This is a genomic window from Pseudomonas synxantha (assembly GCF_900105675.1).
In the GTDB taxonomy this organism is placed as follows: Bacteria; Pseudomonadota; Gammaproteobacteria; order Pseudomonadales; family Pseudomonadaceae; genus Aquipseudomonas; species Aquipseudomonas synxantha.
The window spans coordinates 14,473-30,654 of the sequence record NZ_LT629786.1 but is presented as its reverse complement, the minus strand read 5'-3'; the positions used below and the strand labels follow the sequence as shown (position 1 = coordinate 30,654).

The 16,182-nt window shown below is 62.9% G+C and carries 14 protein-coding genes; 9 read left to right on the top strand and 5 right to left on the bottom strand.

Going from position 1 to position 16,182, the window contains the following annotated elements:
• Positions 1 to 81 precede the first annotated feature (81 nt).
• From purD to BLU48_RS00105, 3 genes are all read left to right on the top strand, one after another.
• On the top strand, positions 82 to 1,374 hold the full coding sequence (gene purD, locus BLU48_RS00115; protein WP_057023367.1) for a phosphoribosylamine--glycine ligase: 1,293 nt from the start codon (positions 82 to 84) through the stop codon (positions 1,372 to 1,374).
• Positions 1,375 to 1,491: 117 nt separating this feature from the next.
• Positions 1,492 to 4,263, top strand: coding sequence for a hybrid sensor histidine kinase/response regulator (locus BLU48_RS00110; protein ID WP_057023368.1), 2,772 nt, complete (start codon positions 1,492 to 1,494; stop codon positions 4,261 to 4,263).
• A 163-nt stretch (positions 4,264 to 4,426) separates the two neighbouring features.
• Positions 4,427 to 5,023: a MarC family protein gene (locus tag BLU48_RS00105; protein ID WP_003171467.1), complete on the top strand. Its 597-nt coding sequence runs from the start codon at positions 4,427 to 4,429 to the stop codon at positions 5,021 to 5,023.
• On the opposite strand, the gene BLU48_RS00100 is transcribed toward BLU48_RS00105, so the two are convergent.
• From BLU48_RS00100 to cobG, 5 genes are all read right to left on the bottom strand, one after another.
• Entirely contained in the window at positions 5,020 to 5,799 is a 780-nt protein-coding gene (locus BLU48_RS00100) for a hypothetical protein (RefSeq protein WP_057023369.1), read from the bottom strand. The two genes, BLU48_RS00105 and BLU48_RS00100, sit on opposite strands and share 4 nt — an antisense overlap.
• A gap of 236 nt (positions 5,800 to 6,035) precedes the next feature.
• Entirely contained in the window at positions 6,036 to 7,673 is a 1,638-nt protein-coding gene (cobJ, locus tag BLU48_RS00095) for a precorrin-3B C(17)-methyltransferase (protein WP_057023370.1), read from the bottom strand.
• Positions 7,673 to 8,404 (bottom strand): precorrin-2 C(20)-methyltransferase, encoded by a 732-nt coding sequence (locus tag BLU48_RS00090; RefSeq protein WP_057010792.1) that lies wholly within the window; start codon positions 8,402 to 8,404, stop codon positions 7,673 to 7,675. The genes cobJ and BLU48_RS00090 overlap by 1 nt, the downstream gene beginning before the upstream one ends.
• Positions 8,404 to 9,030: a precorrin-8X methylmutase gene (locus BLU48_RS00085; RefSeq protein WP_057023371.1), complete on the bottom strand. Its 627-nt coding sequence runs from the start codon at positions 9,028 to 9,030 to the stop codon at positions 8,404 to 8,406. Before BLU48_RS00085 ends, BLU48_RS00090 begins: the two co-directional genes overlap by 1 nt.
• Positions 9,023 to 10,369 (bottom strand): precorrin-3B synthase, encoded by a 1,347-nt coding sequence (cobG, locus tag BLU48_RS00080; RefSeq protein WP_057023372.1) that lies wholly within the window; start codon positions 10,367 to 10,369, stop codon positions 9,023 to 9,025. Before cobG ends, BLU48_RS00085 begins: the two co-directional genes overlap by 8 nt.
• A 38-nt stretch (positions 10,370 to 10,407) precedes the next feature.
• Here cobG and BLU48_RS00075 point away from each other — a divergent pair, with 38 nt between their 5' ends.
• The 6 genes from BLU48_RS00075 (at position 10,408) to BLU48_RS00050 (ending at position 16,059) form a co-directional block, all read left to right on the top strand.
• Positions 10,408 to 11,613, top strand: a complete 1,206-nt coding sequence (locus BLU48_RS00075; RefSeq protein WP_057023373.1) for a bifunctional cobalt-precorrin-7 (C(5))-methyltransferase/cobalt-precorrin-6B (C(15))-methyltransferase — start codon at positions 10,408 to 10,410, stop codon at positions 11,611 to 11,613.
• Positions 11,610 to 12,329, top strand: coding sequence for a cobalt-precorrin-6A reductase (locus BLU48_RS00070; RefSeq protein ID WP_057023374.1), 720 nt, complete (start codon positions 11,610 to 11,612; stop codon positions 12,327 to 12,329). The genes BLU48_RS00075 and BLU48_RS00070 overlap by 4 nt, the downstream gene beginning before the upstream one ends.
• Before the next feature lie 253 nt (positions 12,330 to 12,582).
• Positions 12,583 to 12,975, top strand: coding sequence for a DUF2946 domain-containing protein (locus tag BLU48_RS00065; RefSeq protein ID WP_057023375.1), 393 nt, complete (start codon positions 12,583 to 12,585; stop codon positions 12,973 to 12,975).
• A 47-nt stretch (positions 12,976 to 13,022) separates the two neighbouring features.
• Positions 13,023 to 13,505: a copper chaperone PCu(A)C gene (locus BLU48_RS00060; protein ID WP_057023376.1), complete on the top strand. Its 483-nt coding sequence runs from the start codon at positions 13,023 to 13,025 to the stop codon at positions 13,503 to 13,505.
• A 9-nt stretch (positions 13,506 to 13,514) separates the two neighbouring features.
• Entirely contained in the window at positions 13,515 to 13,904 is a 390-nt protein-coding gene (locus BLU48_RS00055) for a DUF2946 domain-containing protein (RefSeq protein WP_057023377.1), read from the top strand.
• A 94-nt stretch (positions 13,905 to 13,998) separates the two neighbouring features.
• The gene (locus BLU48_RS00050; RefSeq protein WP_057023378.1) at positions 13,999 to 16,059 is read left to right on the top strand and encodes a TonB-dependent copper receptor; all 2,061 of its coding nucleotides are present in this window, start codon (positions 13,999 to 14,001) and stop codon (positions 16,057 to 16,059) included.
• The last annotated feature ends 123 nt before the right edge of the window (positions 16,060 to 16,182 follow it).

Below are 16,182 nucleotides of genomic sequence, written 5' to 3'. Positions count from 1 at the left end.
CCGCCATCGGGAGCAAGCCCCCTCCCACATAAAGCGCACTTGCGGCGCCTCACAGAATTTGCGTCATCCGAGGTTTTTGAAATGAATGTTTTGATCATTGGCAGCGGTGGCCGTGAACACGCCCTGGCCTGGAAAGTTGCCCAGGACCCACGGGTCCAGAAAGTCTTCGTCGCCCCCGGGAACGCCGGCACCGCCATCGAAGCCAAGTGCGAAAACGTCGCCATCGACGTATTGGCCCTGGAGCAACTGGCAGACTTTGCCGAGAAGAACGTTTCCCTGACTATCGTCGGCCCGGAAGTGCCATTGGTGGCCGGCGTCGTCGACCTGTTCCGCAGTCGTGGCCTGGATTGTTTCGGCCCCACTGCCGGTGCCGCCCAGCTGGAAGGCTCGAAAGCCTTCACCAAGGACTTCCTGGCGCGTCACAAGATCCCCACCGCCGACTACCAGAACTTCACCGAGATCGAGCCGGCCCTGGCTTACCTGCGTGAAAAAGGCGCGCCGATTGTGATCAAGGCCGATGGCCTGGCTGCCGGTAAAGGCGTGATCGTCGCCATGACCCTGCAGGAAGCCGAAGACGCCGTGCGCGACATGCTCGCCGGCAATGCCTTTGGTGACGCCGGTTCCCGTGTGGTCATCGAGGAGTTCCTCGACGGCGAAGAAGCCAGCTTTATCGTGATGGTCGATGGCAAGAACGTGCTGCCAATGGCCACCAGCCAGGATCACAAGCGCGTCGGTAATGGCGACAGCGGCCCGAACACCGGCGGCATGGGCGCTTACTCCCCGGCGCCGGTGGTGACCAGCCAAGTGCACCAACGCGTCATGGACCTGGTGATCTGGCCGACCGTGCGCGGCATGGCCGACGAAGGTAACGTCTACACCGGCTTCCTCTACGCCGGCCTGATGATCGATAAAGCCGGTAACCCGAAAGTCATCGAGTTCAACTGCCGCTTCGGCGATCCGGAAACCCAACCGGTGATGCTGCGCCTGCAATCGAGCCTGGTGCTGCTGGTGGAAGCTGCACTGGCCCAGGCGCTGGACAAGGTCGAAGCGCAATGGGACCCACGTCCCAGCGTCGGCATCGTGCTGGCTGCCGGCGGTTACCCTGCCGATTATGCCAAGGGCGATGTGATCGAAGGCCTGGACGCGGCCGCCGAATTGGAAGGCAAAGTGTTCCATGCAGGCACCGCGCTCAAGGACGGCGAAGTTGTAACCGCAGGTGGCAGAGTGTTGTGCGCCACCGCGATGGGTGCCAGTGTCGATGCCGCGCAACAGCAGGCGTACAAGCTGGCCGCGAAAATCGACTGGAAAGGCTGCTTCTACCGCACTGACATTGGCTACCGCGCCATTGCCCGTGAACGTGGTGAGAACAGCTGAGCAGCTACACTTCAAGTAGCTATCCGTTCGGTTAGGTAAGGGCCTCTGGCCCTTGCCGTACACATGTCGCCCCGCGCATAGTTAACCCGTGCAATCAACCTACGAAGGGATTTCGCCGTGCGCTGGCTCAGGATCGCCATAGGTTTTACAGTCAGTCTGCTGACCCTGCTCTGCTTGTTCCCGGCCCAGGCCGCCGCGCAAGGCAGTGGTTGGGCAGTATTGCTTGACGAACAGGCCGACCTGCAACTGAGCGACATCCGTTCTGCCCGCTACACCAATCAATTCAGCCCCATTGAACTGGACCGGATCACTGCCGCGCAGCCGGACGGTGCGCTGTGGGTGCGCTTCAGGCTGCAACCGGGCAAGCACGAGCAAGTGCTACGGGTCTTTGCGCCAGACCTGTCCAGCCTGAGCCTGTATGTGCTGGACGGCGACACCCTGGTAGAGCAACAGACCACCGGCACGCGCCAGCCCCAGGCTGATCGCCCGCTGCCCAGCAGCGACTTCATGCTGCCGATGCCCCAGAGCCCGCGCCCCCTTGAGGTGTACCTGAGGCTGGTCTCGGAACACGAGTTGCGCCCCTACATCACCCTGGAACCGGCCGTACTGGCCGCCGCCAACCAGAACCAGACACTGATCTACGGCCTGCTGTTCGGCGTGTTGCTGATGTTGATCCTGCACAACCTCACGCGCTTCGCCTACCATCGCTCGCGCAGCAGCCTGTGGTTGGCCGCCTGTGAACTCCTGTTGATGCTCAGCCTGGCGCTGCTCCTCAACCTGGTAGGGCCATGGCTGCCGAACTGGCATGCGATCCAGACCCCCGGCGCATACCTTGCCCTGCTGCTGACCGCCCCCTGCGGCTTGATGTTTGCCTACCGCTTCTTCATGCCCCTGGGCCCGCACCCGCTGAACAAACTGTTGATGGCCGACATATTGCTGATCGTGCTAAGCGGCTTGCTGCTGTTGTTCGTCAATACCTTGCCACTGAACATCATCACCTATGCCCTGGTGGCGCTGGCCGGCCTGAGCATGCTGTTTGTCTCGGCCTACCACTGGCAGAAAGGCTACCGCCCGGCGCGCCTGTTCGTGGCGGCGATGGTGGTGTTCAACATCGGCACGCTGATCATCCTGCCCGCCCTGCTCGGCCTGACACTGGTGGCGCCGCAAGGCTTGATCGTCACCCTGCTGGGCTTTATCTGCATCAGCGGCCTGCTAATGAGCCTGGCCCTTGGCGAGCGCCAACGCGCGATTGTCGAAACCCGCTTCAGCCTCAGCCGCGACCTGGCAGCCAGCAACGCCGAGATCGCCGCCAAGGCCGAGTTCCTGGCGAAGATCAGCCACGAGATCCGCACGCCCATGAACGGCGTGCTGGGCATGACCGAATTGCTGCTGGGCACGCCGTTGTCGGTCAAGCAACGCGACTACGTGCAGACCATCCACAGCGCCGGTAACGAATTGCTCACCCTGATCAACGAGATCCTGGATATCTCCAAGCTCGAGTCCGGCCAGATCGAACTGGATGATGTGCAATTCGACCTCAATGCGTTGATCGACGACTGCCTGAGTATCTTCCGCGCCAAGGCCGAGCAGCAGAATGTCGAGCTGATCAGCTTTATCCAGCCCCAGGTGCCGCGGGTGATCAGCGGTGACCCGACGCGCCTGCGCCAAGCGTTGCTGAGCCTGCTGGAAAACGCCCTGCACAAGACCGATGAAGGCGAAGTACTGATCGTTGTCGCCCTGGACGAGCGCAGCACCAAGCCACGCCTGCGCATTGCCGTGCAGGACAGCGGCCTGCCCATGGAAGCCGCCGAGCGCGACGCCCTGCTGCACAGTGAACTGCACAGCAAGAACTTCCTTTCGGCGACGCGCTTGAGCGGCCACCTGGGTCTGGTGATCGCTCGCCAACTGATCCTGTTGATGAACGGCGAGTTCGGTATCAAGAGCGGCAGTCACCAGGGCAGCACCTTGTGGCTGACCCTGCCACTGGACCCGGAACGCCTGGAACATCCGACCTCCGACCTCGACGGTCCACTCAAGGACGCACGCGTGCTGGTGGTGGACGACAACGACACCTGCCGCAAAGTGCTGGTGCAGCAATGCACCGCCTGGGGCCTGAACGTCAGCGCCGTGCCTTCCGGCAAGGAGGCCCTGGCCCTGTTGCGCACCAAGGCGCACCTGCGCGATTACTTCGACGTGGTGCTGCTCGACCAGAACATGCCCGGCATGACCGGCATGCAACTGGCGGCGAAGATCAAGGAAGACCCGAGCCTGAACCATGACATCCTGCTGATCATGCTCACCGGCATCAGTAACGCGCCGAGCAAGATCATTGCGCGTAATTGCGGGATCAAGCGCATCCTCGCCAAGCCGGTGGCCGGTTATACCCTCAAGACCACCCTGGCCGACGAACTGACCCAGCGCAGCAAAGGCGCGGCCTTTCCACGCCCGGTCCCCAACGCACCGGCAGCCGTGAGCGTGCCCAGCGATTTCCGCATCCTGGTGGCCGAAGACAACAGCATCTCCACCAAAGTGATACGCGGCATGCTCGGTAAGCTCAACCTCAACCCGGACACCGCCAGCAATGGCGAAGAAGCGCTCGAAGCGATGAAAGCCCGGCGTTATGACCTGGTGTTGATGGACTGTGAGATGCCGATCCTTGATGGTTTCTCTGCCACGCAGCAACTGCGGGCGTGGGAAGTCAGCCACCAACGCGTACGTACGCCAGTGGTGGCGCTCACCGCGCATATCCTCTCGGAACACAAGGAACGCGCGCGCCAGGCCGGCATGGACGGGCATATGGCCAAGCCGGTGGAGTTGTCGCAGTTGCGTGAGCTGGTGGACTATTGGGTAGCGCAGCGCCAACAGCGCCCGGAACATGCGTCCTCATAATTTGAAATGCGATCAAATGTGGGAGGGGGCTTGCTCCCGATAGCAGTGGGTCAGTCAGCATATTTGTTACTGACACACCGCTATCGAGGGCAAGCCCCCTCCCACATTTGATCTCTGCCGCCTGATAGACTGCCCACACTTCCACCGCCCGCGAGCCACCCCCATGCTCCATGTGTTATTCAGCGTTTACCTGAAGATGCTGGTGCTCTACAGCCCGTTCTTCGTGCTGTCCTGCTTTATCAGCCTGACCCGTGGTTATTCCAGCAAGGAGCGTCGGCGCCTGGCCTGGAAGGTGGCCCTGGCGACCCTGGTATCGAGCGTACTGCTCTACCTGTTCGGCCGGGTAATTTTCAGCGTGTTCGGCATAACCGTGGATGCGTTCCGCATCGGCGCCGGCAGCGTGTTGTTCATCTCCGCCCTGGGCATGGCCCAAGGCAAGTCGGCGGTGCAGACCGACAACGTGCAGCAGGATGTGACCATCGTGCCGCTGACCATCCCCCTCACCGTCGGCCCCGGTACGATTGGCGCATTGCTGGTGATGGGCGTCAGCCAACCGCACTGGGATGACAAGCTCACCGCCATTCTCAGCATTGCCCTGGCCAGCCTCACGGTGGGCGTGGTGCTGTACCTGTCCAACCGTATCGAACGCATTCTCGGCGACCAGGGCTTGCAGATTGTCAGCCGCTTGATGGGTTTGTTCGTCTGCGCCCTGGCCGCGCAAATCATCTTTACCGGTGTGCGCGGCTACCTGGTGCCTTAGATCCGGTACTTGGCAATGGCCAGCTGCACCTTGTCGCCGGCGCTTTCACGCATCAGCTGGATGGTTTTTTCATTGACCACCGAGGTATTCAGCACCAGGCAGGTCTGCCCGCTGAAAGCCTCGAACGAAGAGCTGTCCCATTCCAGGAAGGGCATGCCCAGGTGTTTGTCCACGCCGTGGGTGCTGTAGGTCACCAGCACCATCATCAGTTCACCGTCGTTTTCGGCGCAGGAAGCCAGGCCGAAATCGCCGCCCTGCTGCACCGTGCTATTGCGCTTGAACAGATCGAAACATGCCGGCCGCTGCTTCAACGCTTCCAGTGCATCCGCAGCCAACTTCGGCAAGGCGCTGACCAATGGCCCCGACAGCGACGTCGACGCCAGCATCGCAGCGATGATATTCAGGGCCGCCAGTTGCACCGTCAGGCCCTTGCCCGCACGCGAGACCCGCTCAAAACGACTGCGCACCGGCAACCAACCCAGACTGATCATGACCTTGATAAATTCGTCGTACCACGCCTCGGTCCCCCGTTGGACCCTCAACACATCGCTCACATAACTGCTGGCCAGAAGGTAGCTTTTGCGAATGTACTCGCGGTTCAGCGCAGACAGCCCCTCGGCGAAGGAAATCACGCTGTTGTTGACCACCGCCGCATTGCAGTCGTCCTCGCGATCCAATCTTGAAGCGACCTGCTTGCCAGGGGCTCCCGGCAGCTTATAGGCAGCGATCAATTTGCGCCTTTTTTTACTGTTGATCCTTCTGTGACGTCGCTCCATTTCCAGTTCTCCACAAGCACCCCACATGGGGCTTACTTGCACCCTAGTCCAGTGCAGGGAGGGTTTTCCATGGGACAAACATTCCTTGGCCGCACCCACCAAAAACCGTCCCCCAGCAATGACAGGGCGCGGGCACGGGACTTGCGGTTTTCATCGCATAAAAAAGAAAAAGCTCCGGACAACACCAGGTAAATCCCTGGGTCATTCGGAGCTTTCCGGCAGCCAATGGAGCGTTTTCAGCTGACGGGTTTTTCGCCGTACCAGCGCGGTGTGTACACCCACTTACCGCCACCGGCACGCGGGAATGTGCAGGTAGTGGACGAGCCGACCAGAACCATGGTGCGCATGTCCACCTGCTCGGGCGTCAGTTGCCCCAATGTGGTGACGCGCAGCGTCTGGCCGGGGCGTCCGATGTCGCGGCCCAGCACCACTGGGGTTTGCGGTGTGCGATGCAGCGCGACGATCTCCAGGGCACGCCCCAGTTGCCAGGGCCGCGAGCGCGAGATCGGGTTGTAGAACGCGAGGGCCAGGTCAGCCTGGGACGCGAGGTCCAGGCGCTTTTCAATGATCGACCAGGGCTTGAGGTTGTCCGATAGCGACATCACGCAGAAGTCGTGGCCCAGCGGAGCGCCGGCCTGGGCGGCGGTGGCCAGGGAGGCAGAAACCCCCGGCAGGATTTCCAGGTCGACCTGATGCCAGGCCGGGTCGCCGGATTCGTGCAGCGCCTCGATCACCGCAGCGGCCATGGCGAACACGCCCGGGTCGCCGGACGACACCACCACCACTGAACGCCCCTGCGAAGCCAGCTCGAAGGCGTGGCGCGCACGCTGCATTTCTTCGCGATTGTCAGTGCAGTGTTGCACCTGATCATCACGGAACGGCCCGGCCATGCGCACGTAGGTTTCGTAACCCAGCACGTCGGTGCAACGCGCCAGTTCGGCCTTGACCGCCGGCACCATCAGCTCGGCGGCGCCAGGGCCCAGGCCGATCACTGCGAGACGGCCACGGGGGCGCCCCACTTGTGACAGATCCAAGGGCTGCTCGGCCACGGTAATGCTGATATCCGCAACGGGCGTCACCTGGGCAAAGCGCAGCGGCACACCCAACGCCAACGCGGCCTCATGCAATGAGGCATCGGCCATGTGCAGGTCACTGGCCAACAGGCAGGCCAGGGCTTGCACAGCGATCCCCGCCTCATGCAACGCCGTGCGCACACGCTCAGCCAACTGCACGCCGGGCTCGCAGGTCACGTAGACATTGCGCGGATAAATCAGCAGCTCATTGGCCGCCGGGATGCGTTCGGCATTGCCTACATGAATCGCCAGGCGCGCCTGTCGGTCCTGTGGCAGGTTGGCCTGGTCCAGCCATGGCGCCACGCCTTCGATGCGCACGCTTTCGCCGGCCAGCAAGTCCGAAACAAAACGCTTGCCCAACTCAATGTCGGCCAGTTGGTAACCGACCGGCGGGTTGAGCAGGCAAGTGCCGAAACGCAGCTCGCCACTGGTGGTGATTGCGGCGGATACACCCAGTGCCGCAGCAATATCCCGCGCCATCACGTTCACGCCACCCAGGCCACCGAGCAGCGGCACCACGGCGCTGCCATCTTCAGCCACGGCCAGCACGGCGGGTTCCTCGCCCTTTTCCAGCAGCAGCGGCGCGAGGGTGCGGATCACAATGCCGGCGGCGCACAACGCAATCAGCGGCGTGCCCAGTTGGTAGAGCTGGCGCAACGTCGCGCCGAACTCGCTGTAAGCCTGGTCTGCACCGTCCACCCGTCCAGCCAGACCGTGGATCAACGCGCCGGGGTAAACCTGTTGGATCTTGCGTGCGGTGGCCAAGCTGCCTTGGCCCAGAATCACAATCGCCGGAGTCATCAACCTTGCCACCTTTCACCGGGCACGATGATCAGCGAGAAATACGGCGAGGACGCCGGATCGACCTGATCCAGCGGCACGATCTTCTGGTTGGCCATGGTGGCGCGCTCCACATACAGCGCACGCCCGGCCAGGCCCAGTTCTTCCAACACCTGGCGCACCTTCGGGAAGTTGCGCCCCAGCTTCATGATCACCGCGGCGTCGGCATCCGCCAGGCGGCGCTTGAGGTCGTCATGGGGCAATACGCCCGAGAGCACCGACAAGCTCTGGTTGCGATACACCAGCGGCGCGCCGAGTACCGAAGCGCCCCCGAGCATCGAACACACGCCCGGAATCACCTGGGCTTCGTAGCGCTCAGCGAGGCGATCATGCAGGTACATGTAGGAGCCGTAGAAGAACGGGTCGCCCTCGCAGATCACCGCCACATCCCGTCCTGCATCCAGGTGCGCCGCCACGTCGAGACTGGCGTTGTCGTAGAAGTCGCTGATCACCTGTTCATAGGACAACGGCGCCGGCAGCACTTCGGTGGTTACCGGGTACACCAGCGGCATCAGGGTTTGCTGCGTGACCAAGTGGTCCTCGATGATGCCGAAGGCGTTGCCCTTCTTGCCCTTGGCGACGAAGTACGCCACCACTGGCGATTCACGCAGCAGGCGCAGGGCCTTGAGAGTAATCAGTTCCGGGTCGCCGGGGCCTACCCCCAGGCCGATCAAACGTCCGCGTGCCTGCATTATTCGACCTCCGTGGCGAGCGCATTGACTGCCGCGGCGGCCATGGCACTGCCGCCCAAGCGACCCTGCATGATCACGAACGGGACGCCACGGCTATCCGCCGCCAGCATCGCCTTGGATTCGGCGGCACCGACGAAGCCCACGGGAAAACCCAGGATCAATGCCGGTTTCGGCGCGCCGGCATCCAGCATTTCCAGCAGGTAAAACAACGCGGTCGGCGCGTTGCCGATCACCACCACACTGCCTTCCAGGTGCGGTCGCCACAGTTCCAGGGCGGCGGCGGAGCGGGTGTTGCCCAGTGTGCGTGCCAACTCCGGCACGCCATCGTCACGCAGGGTGCAGATCACCTCGTTATTGGCTGGCAGGCGCGCACGGGTCACGCCTTCGGACACCATCCGCGCATCACACAGAATCGGTGCGCCAGCGGCCAATGCATCGCGCCCGGCTTTGCCTGCGCCTGCGGAGAATTGCAGGCCATCGATAGCCTCGACCATGCCGCACGCATGAATCACCCGCACCGCGAGTTTTTCCAAGTCAGCCGGAATGCGCTCCAACTTGGCTTCCGCGCGAATAATGGCGAAGGAGTTGCGATAGATCTCCTGACCGTCGCGGATGTAATCAATCATCGGTGTTGCTCCGTGGGCGAGCGCGCAGCAAGGCGCCCGCCGCTTCAATGGAAAGAGTGCGCGCGTGCAGCCGGCCGAAACCGGGTTGGGCTGCGTCGCGAAAATAGAGGTCGTAGTGGCCGGGGCCCACCGCCAGCAAAGTGACCGATGCGGTGTGCGCCGCGGCGCAGGAGCGCGGGCAGCCGGACAGATGCACCTCGACGCCGGGTTGCAGGGCCGCCAGTTGCACCGCATCGACCTTGGTATCGGCCAGGCCTTTGCCGCAGCCGCTGGAACCGGTACAGGCGATCATGCGGGCCAGGGGTTGGTCGATAGAGCAGAGAAAGCCCAACTGCGCCAAGCGTTCGGCCACCGCGACAGGGCGTTCGATATTGGGTAGCAACACCCCTTGCCAGGGCGTGAAACGCAACGTTCCGTCGCCGTACTCGCTGGCCAGCTGCGCGACGCCCTTGAGCATCAGCGGATCCAGGCGGCCCAATGGTGCGACGGCCGCGACGTAGAACTGGTTTTTCTGCGCCTGTGGATAACTTCCCAGATGCAGCAGCGCGCCACTGGCCGGGCGCTGGAAGTCCTCCGCCGGCAGCAGCGACAGGCCCAGGCGGCTCACTACGTTATCCACAGCCAGATGGCGCATGCGCGTTTGCTCGGGCGTCGCCAGGTCGAGAAAGGCTTCCAGCACCGCCACCACCAAGGCATGGCCCTGGTCCAACGGCACCGCCGCCACGGGCGCATCCAGCCCCGGGCAGCCAGCCAAGCCGAATGCCAACAGCGTCTGGCCATCGCGCACGAACGCCGAAAGCCACAGGTCATGGTGATGTTCAAGCATCGCCAGGGCTTCGCCACCATCGAGCTGTACGGCGAACTTGGCCGACAGTTGATGAAAGCGCGGATGGGTTTGCAAGGTGGCGAGGATCTGCGCGGCCAACGGGCGGGTATCGAACAGCATCAGCGGGTCGATACCGGCGCTGGGACTGAGCATCAGGTTGCGTACGTCGTCACCCGCGGCGTTGCTCGGCCCAAGGTCGGCCGCCAGCAACATGGCGATCAGGGCCTGCTGCTCGGCGCCGATGCCGCGGATCTGCAGGTTGGCGCGGTTGGTCGCCTCGATCACTCCGCCCGCATAGGCCTGGGCTGCGTCCGCCACGGCATGGGCCTGGGCGGCACTGATCGAACCACCGGCCAATTTGATCCGGCAAATACCGCCGTCCAGCGCCTGGACAATACGCAGCAACCCCGGACATGCCGAGGGGCGCAAGGTATTCACAGCGGGCGTTGGGTTCACGGGGCTACCGGTTGACGGGTAAAGGCGCGGTATTATGCCTGCTTTGTCCGGCGGCATGAAAAGCCTGCCCGTCGGATGTCGTTCAAGGAATTGATATGTCGCCCTGGCTGACGGTTGTAGGCATTGGTGAAGACGGCTTCAAGGGCCTGGGCAGGAATGCCCGGCATGCCCTGTTGCGTGCCTCGCGGATTATAGGCGGGCAGCGTCAATTGGACCTGTTGCCGGTGTGTATCCGTGGCGAGCGCCAACTTTGGCCGAGCCCGTTTTCCCTGGAACCGGTGCTGTCGCGGCGTGGCGAGCCTGTGTGCGTGCTGGCCAGCGGCGACCCGATGTTCTATGGCGTGGGCGCCAGCCTGGCGCGGCAGGTGGCGGCGCAGGAACTGTTGATCTTGCCCGCGCCGTCTTCGGTGTCGCTGGCTGCCGTGCGCCTGGGCTGGCCGTTGCAGGAAGTGGTGACGTTATCGGTGGTGGCCCGGCCAATCGCGGCGATCAATGCGCATCTGGCCAGTGGTGTGCGTTTGCTGGTGTTGAGCAATGACGGCAGCAGCCCGGCTGCAATTGCGTCGCTATTGCTTGAGGCTGGGTATGGGCCCAGCCGATTGAGCGTGTTTGAACACCTGGGTGGCGAACACGAACGGCGTATCGACGGGTTGGCGCAGTCGTGGGAGCAGGCTTCGGTGGCCGACTTGAACCTGGTCGCCATCGACTGCCTGGCGGATGCCAACACACCACGTCTGTCGCGTCTGGCTGGGCTGCCCGACTCGGCGTTCAAACACGACGGCCAACTGACCAAGCGCGATGTGCGCGCCATGACCCTAGCCCGCCTAGCACCGATGCCCGGCGAGCTGCTCTGGGATGTGGGTGCGGGCAGCGGCTCCATCGGCATCGAATGGATGCGCGCCCACCCCAGCTGCCGCGCCTTGGCGATTGAAGCCGATGCGGGCCGCCAAAACCTGATCGAACACAACCGCGACGTCCTCGGCGTGCCCGGCCTGCAACTGATTCGTGGCAAGGCCCCGGATGCGTTGCTTGGCCTGGAAGCCCCGGACGCCATCTTCATCGGTGGCGGCGTCACCCGCGACGGCGTGCTCGACACCTGCTGGCAGCACCTGCGCCCCGGTGGCCGACTGGTTGCCAATGCCGTGACCCTGCAAAGCGAAATGACCTTGATGAACTGGCGCGCCGAGCATGGCGGCGAACTGACGCGCGTCCATGTCGCCCAGGCGCAGCCATTGGGCGAGTTCGATACCTGGCGCCAGGCGCTGCCGATCACCCTGCTGGATGTGGTCAAGCCGCTATGAAACGGATTCTGCTGCTCGGTGGTGTGACAGAAGCGCTGGCCATTGCCCGTAGCTTGGGGCCGGAGCATATCTACAGCTTGGCCGGTGTGGGCCGTGTGCCTACCGACCTTACCTGCCAGGTGCGTGTCGGCGGCTACGGCGGTCATGAAGGGTTGGCCCAGTTTGTTCGCGATGAGCGCATCAGTCTGATCCTCGACGCCACCCATCCGTACGCGGCACAGATCAGCCGCAACGCTGCCCAGGCGGCAAGGTTGTGCGGTGTACCTTGCTGGGCGTTGCGGCGTCCGGCATGGCAGCCGCAAGTGGGGGATGACTGGCGGGAAGTTTCCGACTGGGCCGGGCTGATCGAGGCATTGAAACCCTTCAAACGGCCCTTGTTCACCCTGGGTCGCGAACCGTTGCAGCATCTCGATGAGATTCCCGCCGATCAATTCTGGACGCTGCGAGCGCTGGATGTGTATCCGGGCAATGACCGGTGTGAAGTGATCGGCGCACGCGGGCCGTTTCTGATCGAGGACGAGCGCGTGCTGTTTGAACGGCGCGCAATTGATGTGCTGATCAGCAAGAACAGCGGCAGCACCGCCACCGAGCCGAAGCTGGAAGTGGCGCGTGAGCGTAGGGTGCCGGTGTTGGTGTTGAAGCGGCCGGTGTTGCCTGCCGTAGATCGAGAGTTCACCACCGTAGCTGCGTCGCTACAGGCAATACACACCCTTTGAGCAACACGGACCTAATGTGGGAGGGGGCTTGCCCCCGATGGCAGTGGTTCAGCCAGCAATTGAGTAGCTGACACACCGCTATCGGGAGCAAGCCCCCTCCCACATTTGGAATGCGTTGCCTTGAAGATCGGCACCCACTCGATTCCCCGTCTATCCTCAACCCTGCGACACCAAACCACACCGCCCTTTTTTACTTATCACCCCCGATCAGGCTAAATACCCCCTGATCGTTTAACCCTACGGATTATCCGCCATGGCCCGTCAACGCTTTGCAATTGCCTGGATCGCCTGCCTTGCAGTGCTGTTCAATGCGTTTGCCATGCCGTTGGCCAGTGCGATGCAGCAGACCGATGACCCGGTCAAGCGCCTGATGTGGGGTAGTTTCTGCTCGTCCAATGGCGCCAGCCTGAAGACGATTGCCTTGGGCAAGCTGGAGATTCCAACACCGGCGGATGATCACTCCGCCATGCAGCATTGCTGGTGTTGCTCGGGCTCGGCGCCGTTGGTGGCGCTGCCGGGGCATGTGCCGCAGTTGTATGTGACGCGGGCTGAAGCGGTGCAAAGCCTGCCGCCACCGTCCCTGCAAAATCCCACTCCGCGCCAGCAGTGGCCAAGTCTTAATCCCCGAGCGTCTCCAACGGCCTGATCTTCTTCGCAAGTGAACTGCGTTTAGAACCGTTCTGGAGAACTGCCATGCTCAAATCTTCCCTGCTTCTGGCTGCGTTGCTGCTGCCGGTGTTCAGTGCTGCCAATGCCGAAGACTACAAGGTCGGCGACCTGATGGTGAGCGAACCCTGGTCCCAGGAGTTGCCACCCAATGCGCCGACTGTCGCGGCGTACTTTGTGATTCATAACACCGGGGCCACACCGGATCGCCTGCTGAGTGTCGAGACGCCAGTGGCAGACAAAGCCGAGCTGCATGAGCATGTGATGCAAGGCGACCTGATGAAGATGCAGCAAGTGCCCAGCGTGGCCGTACCGGCCGAGGGTGAGCTGACCTTCGCGCCAATGGCCTATCACGTCATGCTGCTGGGCCTCAAAGACCGCAGCCTGTTGACCGATGGCAAGCAATTCCCACTGACCCTGACCTTCGAGAAAGCCGGCAAGGTCGAGGTGAAGGTGGCGGTGCAGAAGGTCCCGCCGTTGGCCACGCACGAGCATAAGCACACTCACTAGACCAACCCGATGGGCGCCCCTCGCGCCAGGTTATCTCCACACCGCCGCCTGATGCGCGGCAGCTGGATCAGCCTGTTCGCCATGCTGATGATCTTTATCGGTCCGCTGATTTCCCAAGCGATGCCGATGGATCATCACGCCGGTATGTCCATGGACATGCCCGAGTGCCACGGCGAGCCCAAGCCCAGCAAAGCACCCGACGAGCACCACGTACTCTGGGAAAAGTGCGGCTATTGCAGCCTGCTCTTCAGCTGCCCGGCCCTGCCCGGCAGCGTGTCCTACGTCAACCTCGGCACCCCGCCGCCGGCCAATGCCCTCACCCCCGCCACCCGCCTGGGACATGCCCGGCAGAGCATCTTCCCCGGCGCCCGCAGCCGCGCGCCGCCCATCACTGCGTAAACACTTTCACAGCGTTACTTCACCCCGGCCGACTCTAGACAGACAGCCGCAGGCTGCTGGCCGTGTTGTTTACGATTGATTGATGGAATTTGTCATGTCCAGGTTTTCTGTTGACACCCGTTTGGGCGCTGCTCCTGTTTTCGCCGTTCTGTGCGGCGCACTGCTTACCCCCTGCGCCCATGCGCACGAACACGAGCTGAGCCCCACGGTAATCACTGCGATCGCCCCCAGCTCGCCACTCACTGTTGTCACCAACCCCAAAGACCCACGCCAACCGGTGCCGGCCAGCGATGGCGGCGACTACCTCAAGACCATCCCCGGCTTCGCCCTGGTACGCAACGGCGGCACCAACGGCGACCCGGTGCTGCGCGGCATGTTCGGCTCGCGCCTGAATATCCTTACCAACGGCAGCATGATGCTCGGCGCCTGCCCGGGGCGGATGGATGCACCCACCTCGTACATTTCGCCGGAAACCTACGACAAGCTGACCGTGATCAAAGGCCCGCAAACCGTGCTCTGGGGCCCGGGTGCGTCAGCCGGCACCATCCTGTTCGACCGTGAGCCGGAGCAATTCGGCGAGCTGGGTACGCGGGTCAACGCCAGTGTGCTGGCGGGCTCCAACGGGCGTTTCGACAAGGTCATCGATGCCGCTGCCGGTGGGCCATTGGGCTATGTTCGAGTGATCGGCAACCAGGCCCATGCCGACGACTACAAGGACGGCAATAACGACACCGTCGCATCGCGTTATGACAAGTGGAATGGCGATGTGGCGGTGGGCTTCACCCCCGACGCTGACACCTTGCTGGAACTCACCGCCGGCCGTGGCGATGGTGAAGCACGCTACGCCGGGCGCGGCATGGATGGCTCGCAGTTCCTGCGCGAAAGCCTCGGGCTGCGTTTCGAGAAGTCCAATATCGGCGAGGTGCTGGATAAGATCGAGGCCCAGGTCTACTACAACTATGCCGACCATGTGATGGACAACTACAGCCTGCGCGTCCCCTCGGGCACCGGCATGATGGCAGGTCCCATGGCTTCCAACGTCGACCGCCGCACCCTCGGTGCGCGCATCAAGGCGACCTGGCGCTGGGCCGATGTGCAACTGATCGGCGGCCTGGATGCACAGACCAATGAACACCGTGCACGCAGCAGCATGGGCATCGACACCTACAAGGATCTGCCGCGCAACAAAGACGCCAACTTCCACAACTACGGCGTGTTCGGCGAACTGACCTGGTACGCCGCCGACAATGACCGCCTGATCACCGGCGCCCGCCTGGATCGCGCCTCGGCCAAGGATTTTCGTCAACGCACCGGCTCGGGGATGATGTCCCGCCCCAATCCGACCGCCGACGACACCCGCGCCGACACCCTGCCATCGGGCTTCGTGCGCTACGAACATGACCTGGAGGACACGCCCACCACGGTCTATGCCGGCCTGGGCCACGCCGAACGCTTCCCGGATTACTGGGAGCTATTTTCCCCCAACACCGGCGCGGCCGGCTCGGTGAATGCCTTCGACGGCGTGAAGCCCGAGAAGACCACCCAGCTGGATTTCGGCGCGCAGTACAAAACCGCCGAACTCGAAGCCTGGGCCTCGGGTTATGTGGGCCAGGTGCGCGACTTCATTCTGTTCGATTACCGGCCCGGCATGATGGGCACCACCTCCCAGGCGCGCAATGTCGACGCGCGCATCATGGGCGGCGAATTGGGCGCGGCCTACAAGCTGACCGCTCACTGGAAAGCCGACGCCAGTCTCGCCTACGCCTGGGGCAAAAACAGCAGCGATGGCAAGCCACTGCCGCAAATGCCGCCGCTGGATGCCCGTTTCGGCCTGACCTACAGCGAAGACGACTGGAGTGCCGGCGCCTTGTGGCGCGTGGTGGCGGCACAAAACCGCATCGACCAGAACAAAGGCAACGTGGTCGGCAAGGACTACGACAAGAGCGGTGGCTTCGGCGTGTTCTCGCTGAACGCCGCATACCGCATCAATAAAAACTTCAAGGTCAGCACCGGTGTCGACAACCTGTTCGGCAAAGCCTACGCCGAGCATTTGAACCTGGCCGGTAACGCCGGGTTCGGCTACCCAGCCAACGACCCGCAGGCCATCAAGGAACCGGGGCGTACGCTTTGGACCAAGGTGGATATGAGCTTCTAAAAGCATCGGGGGCAAGCCCCCTTCCCACCCGCTGATTTGTGAATACAGTCAAATGTGGGAGGGGCGGTGCGACGATTCGACTTGCCCCCGATGGCGGTGTAACTGACACAAAAAAACCAAAGC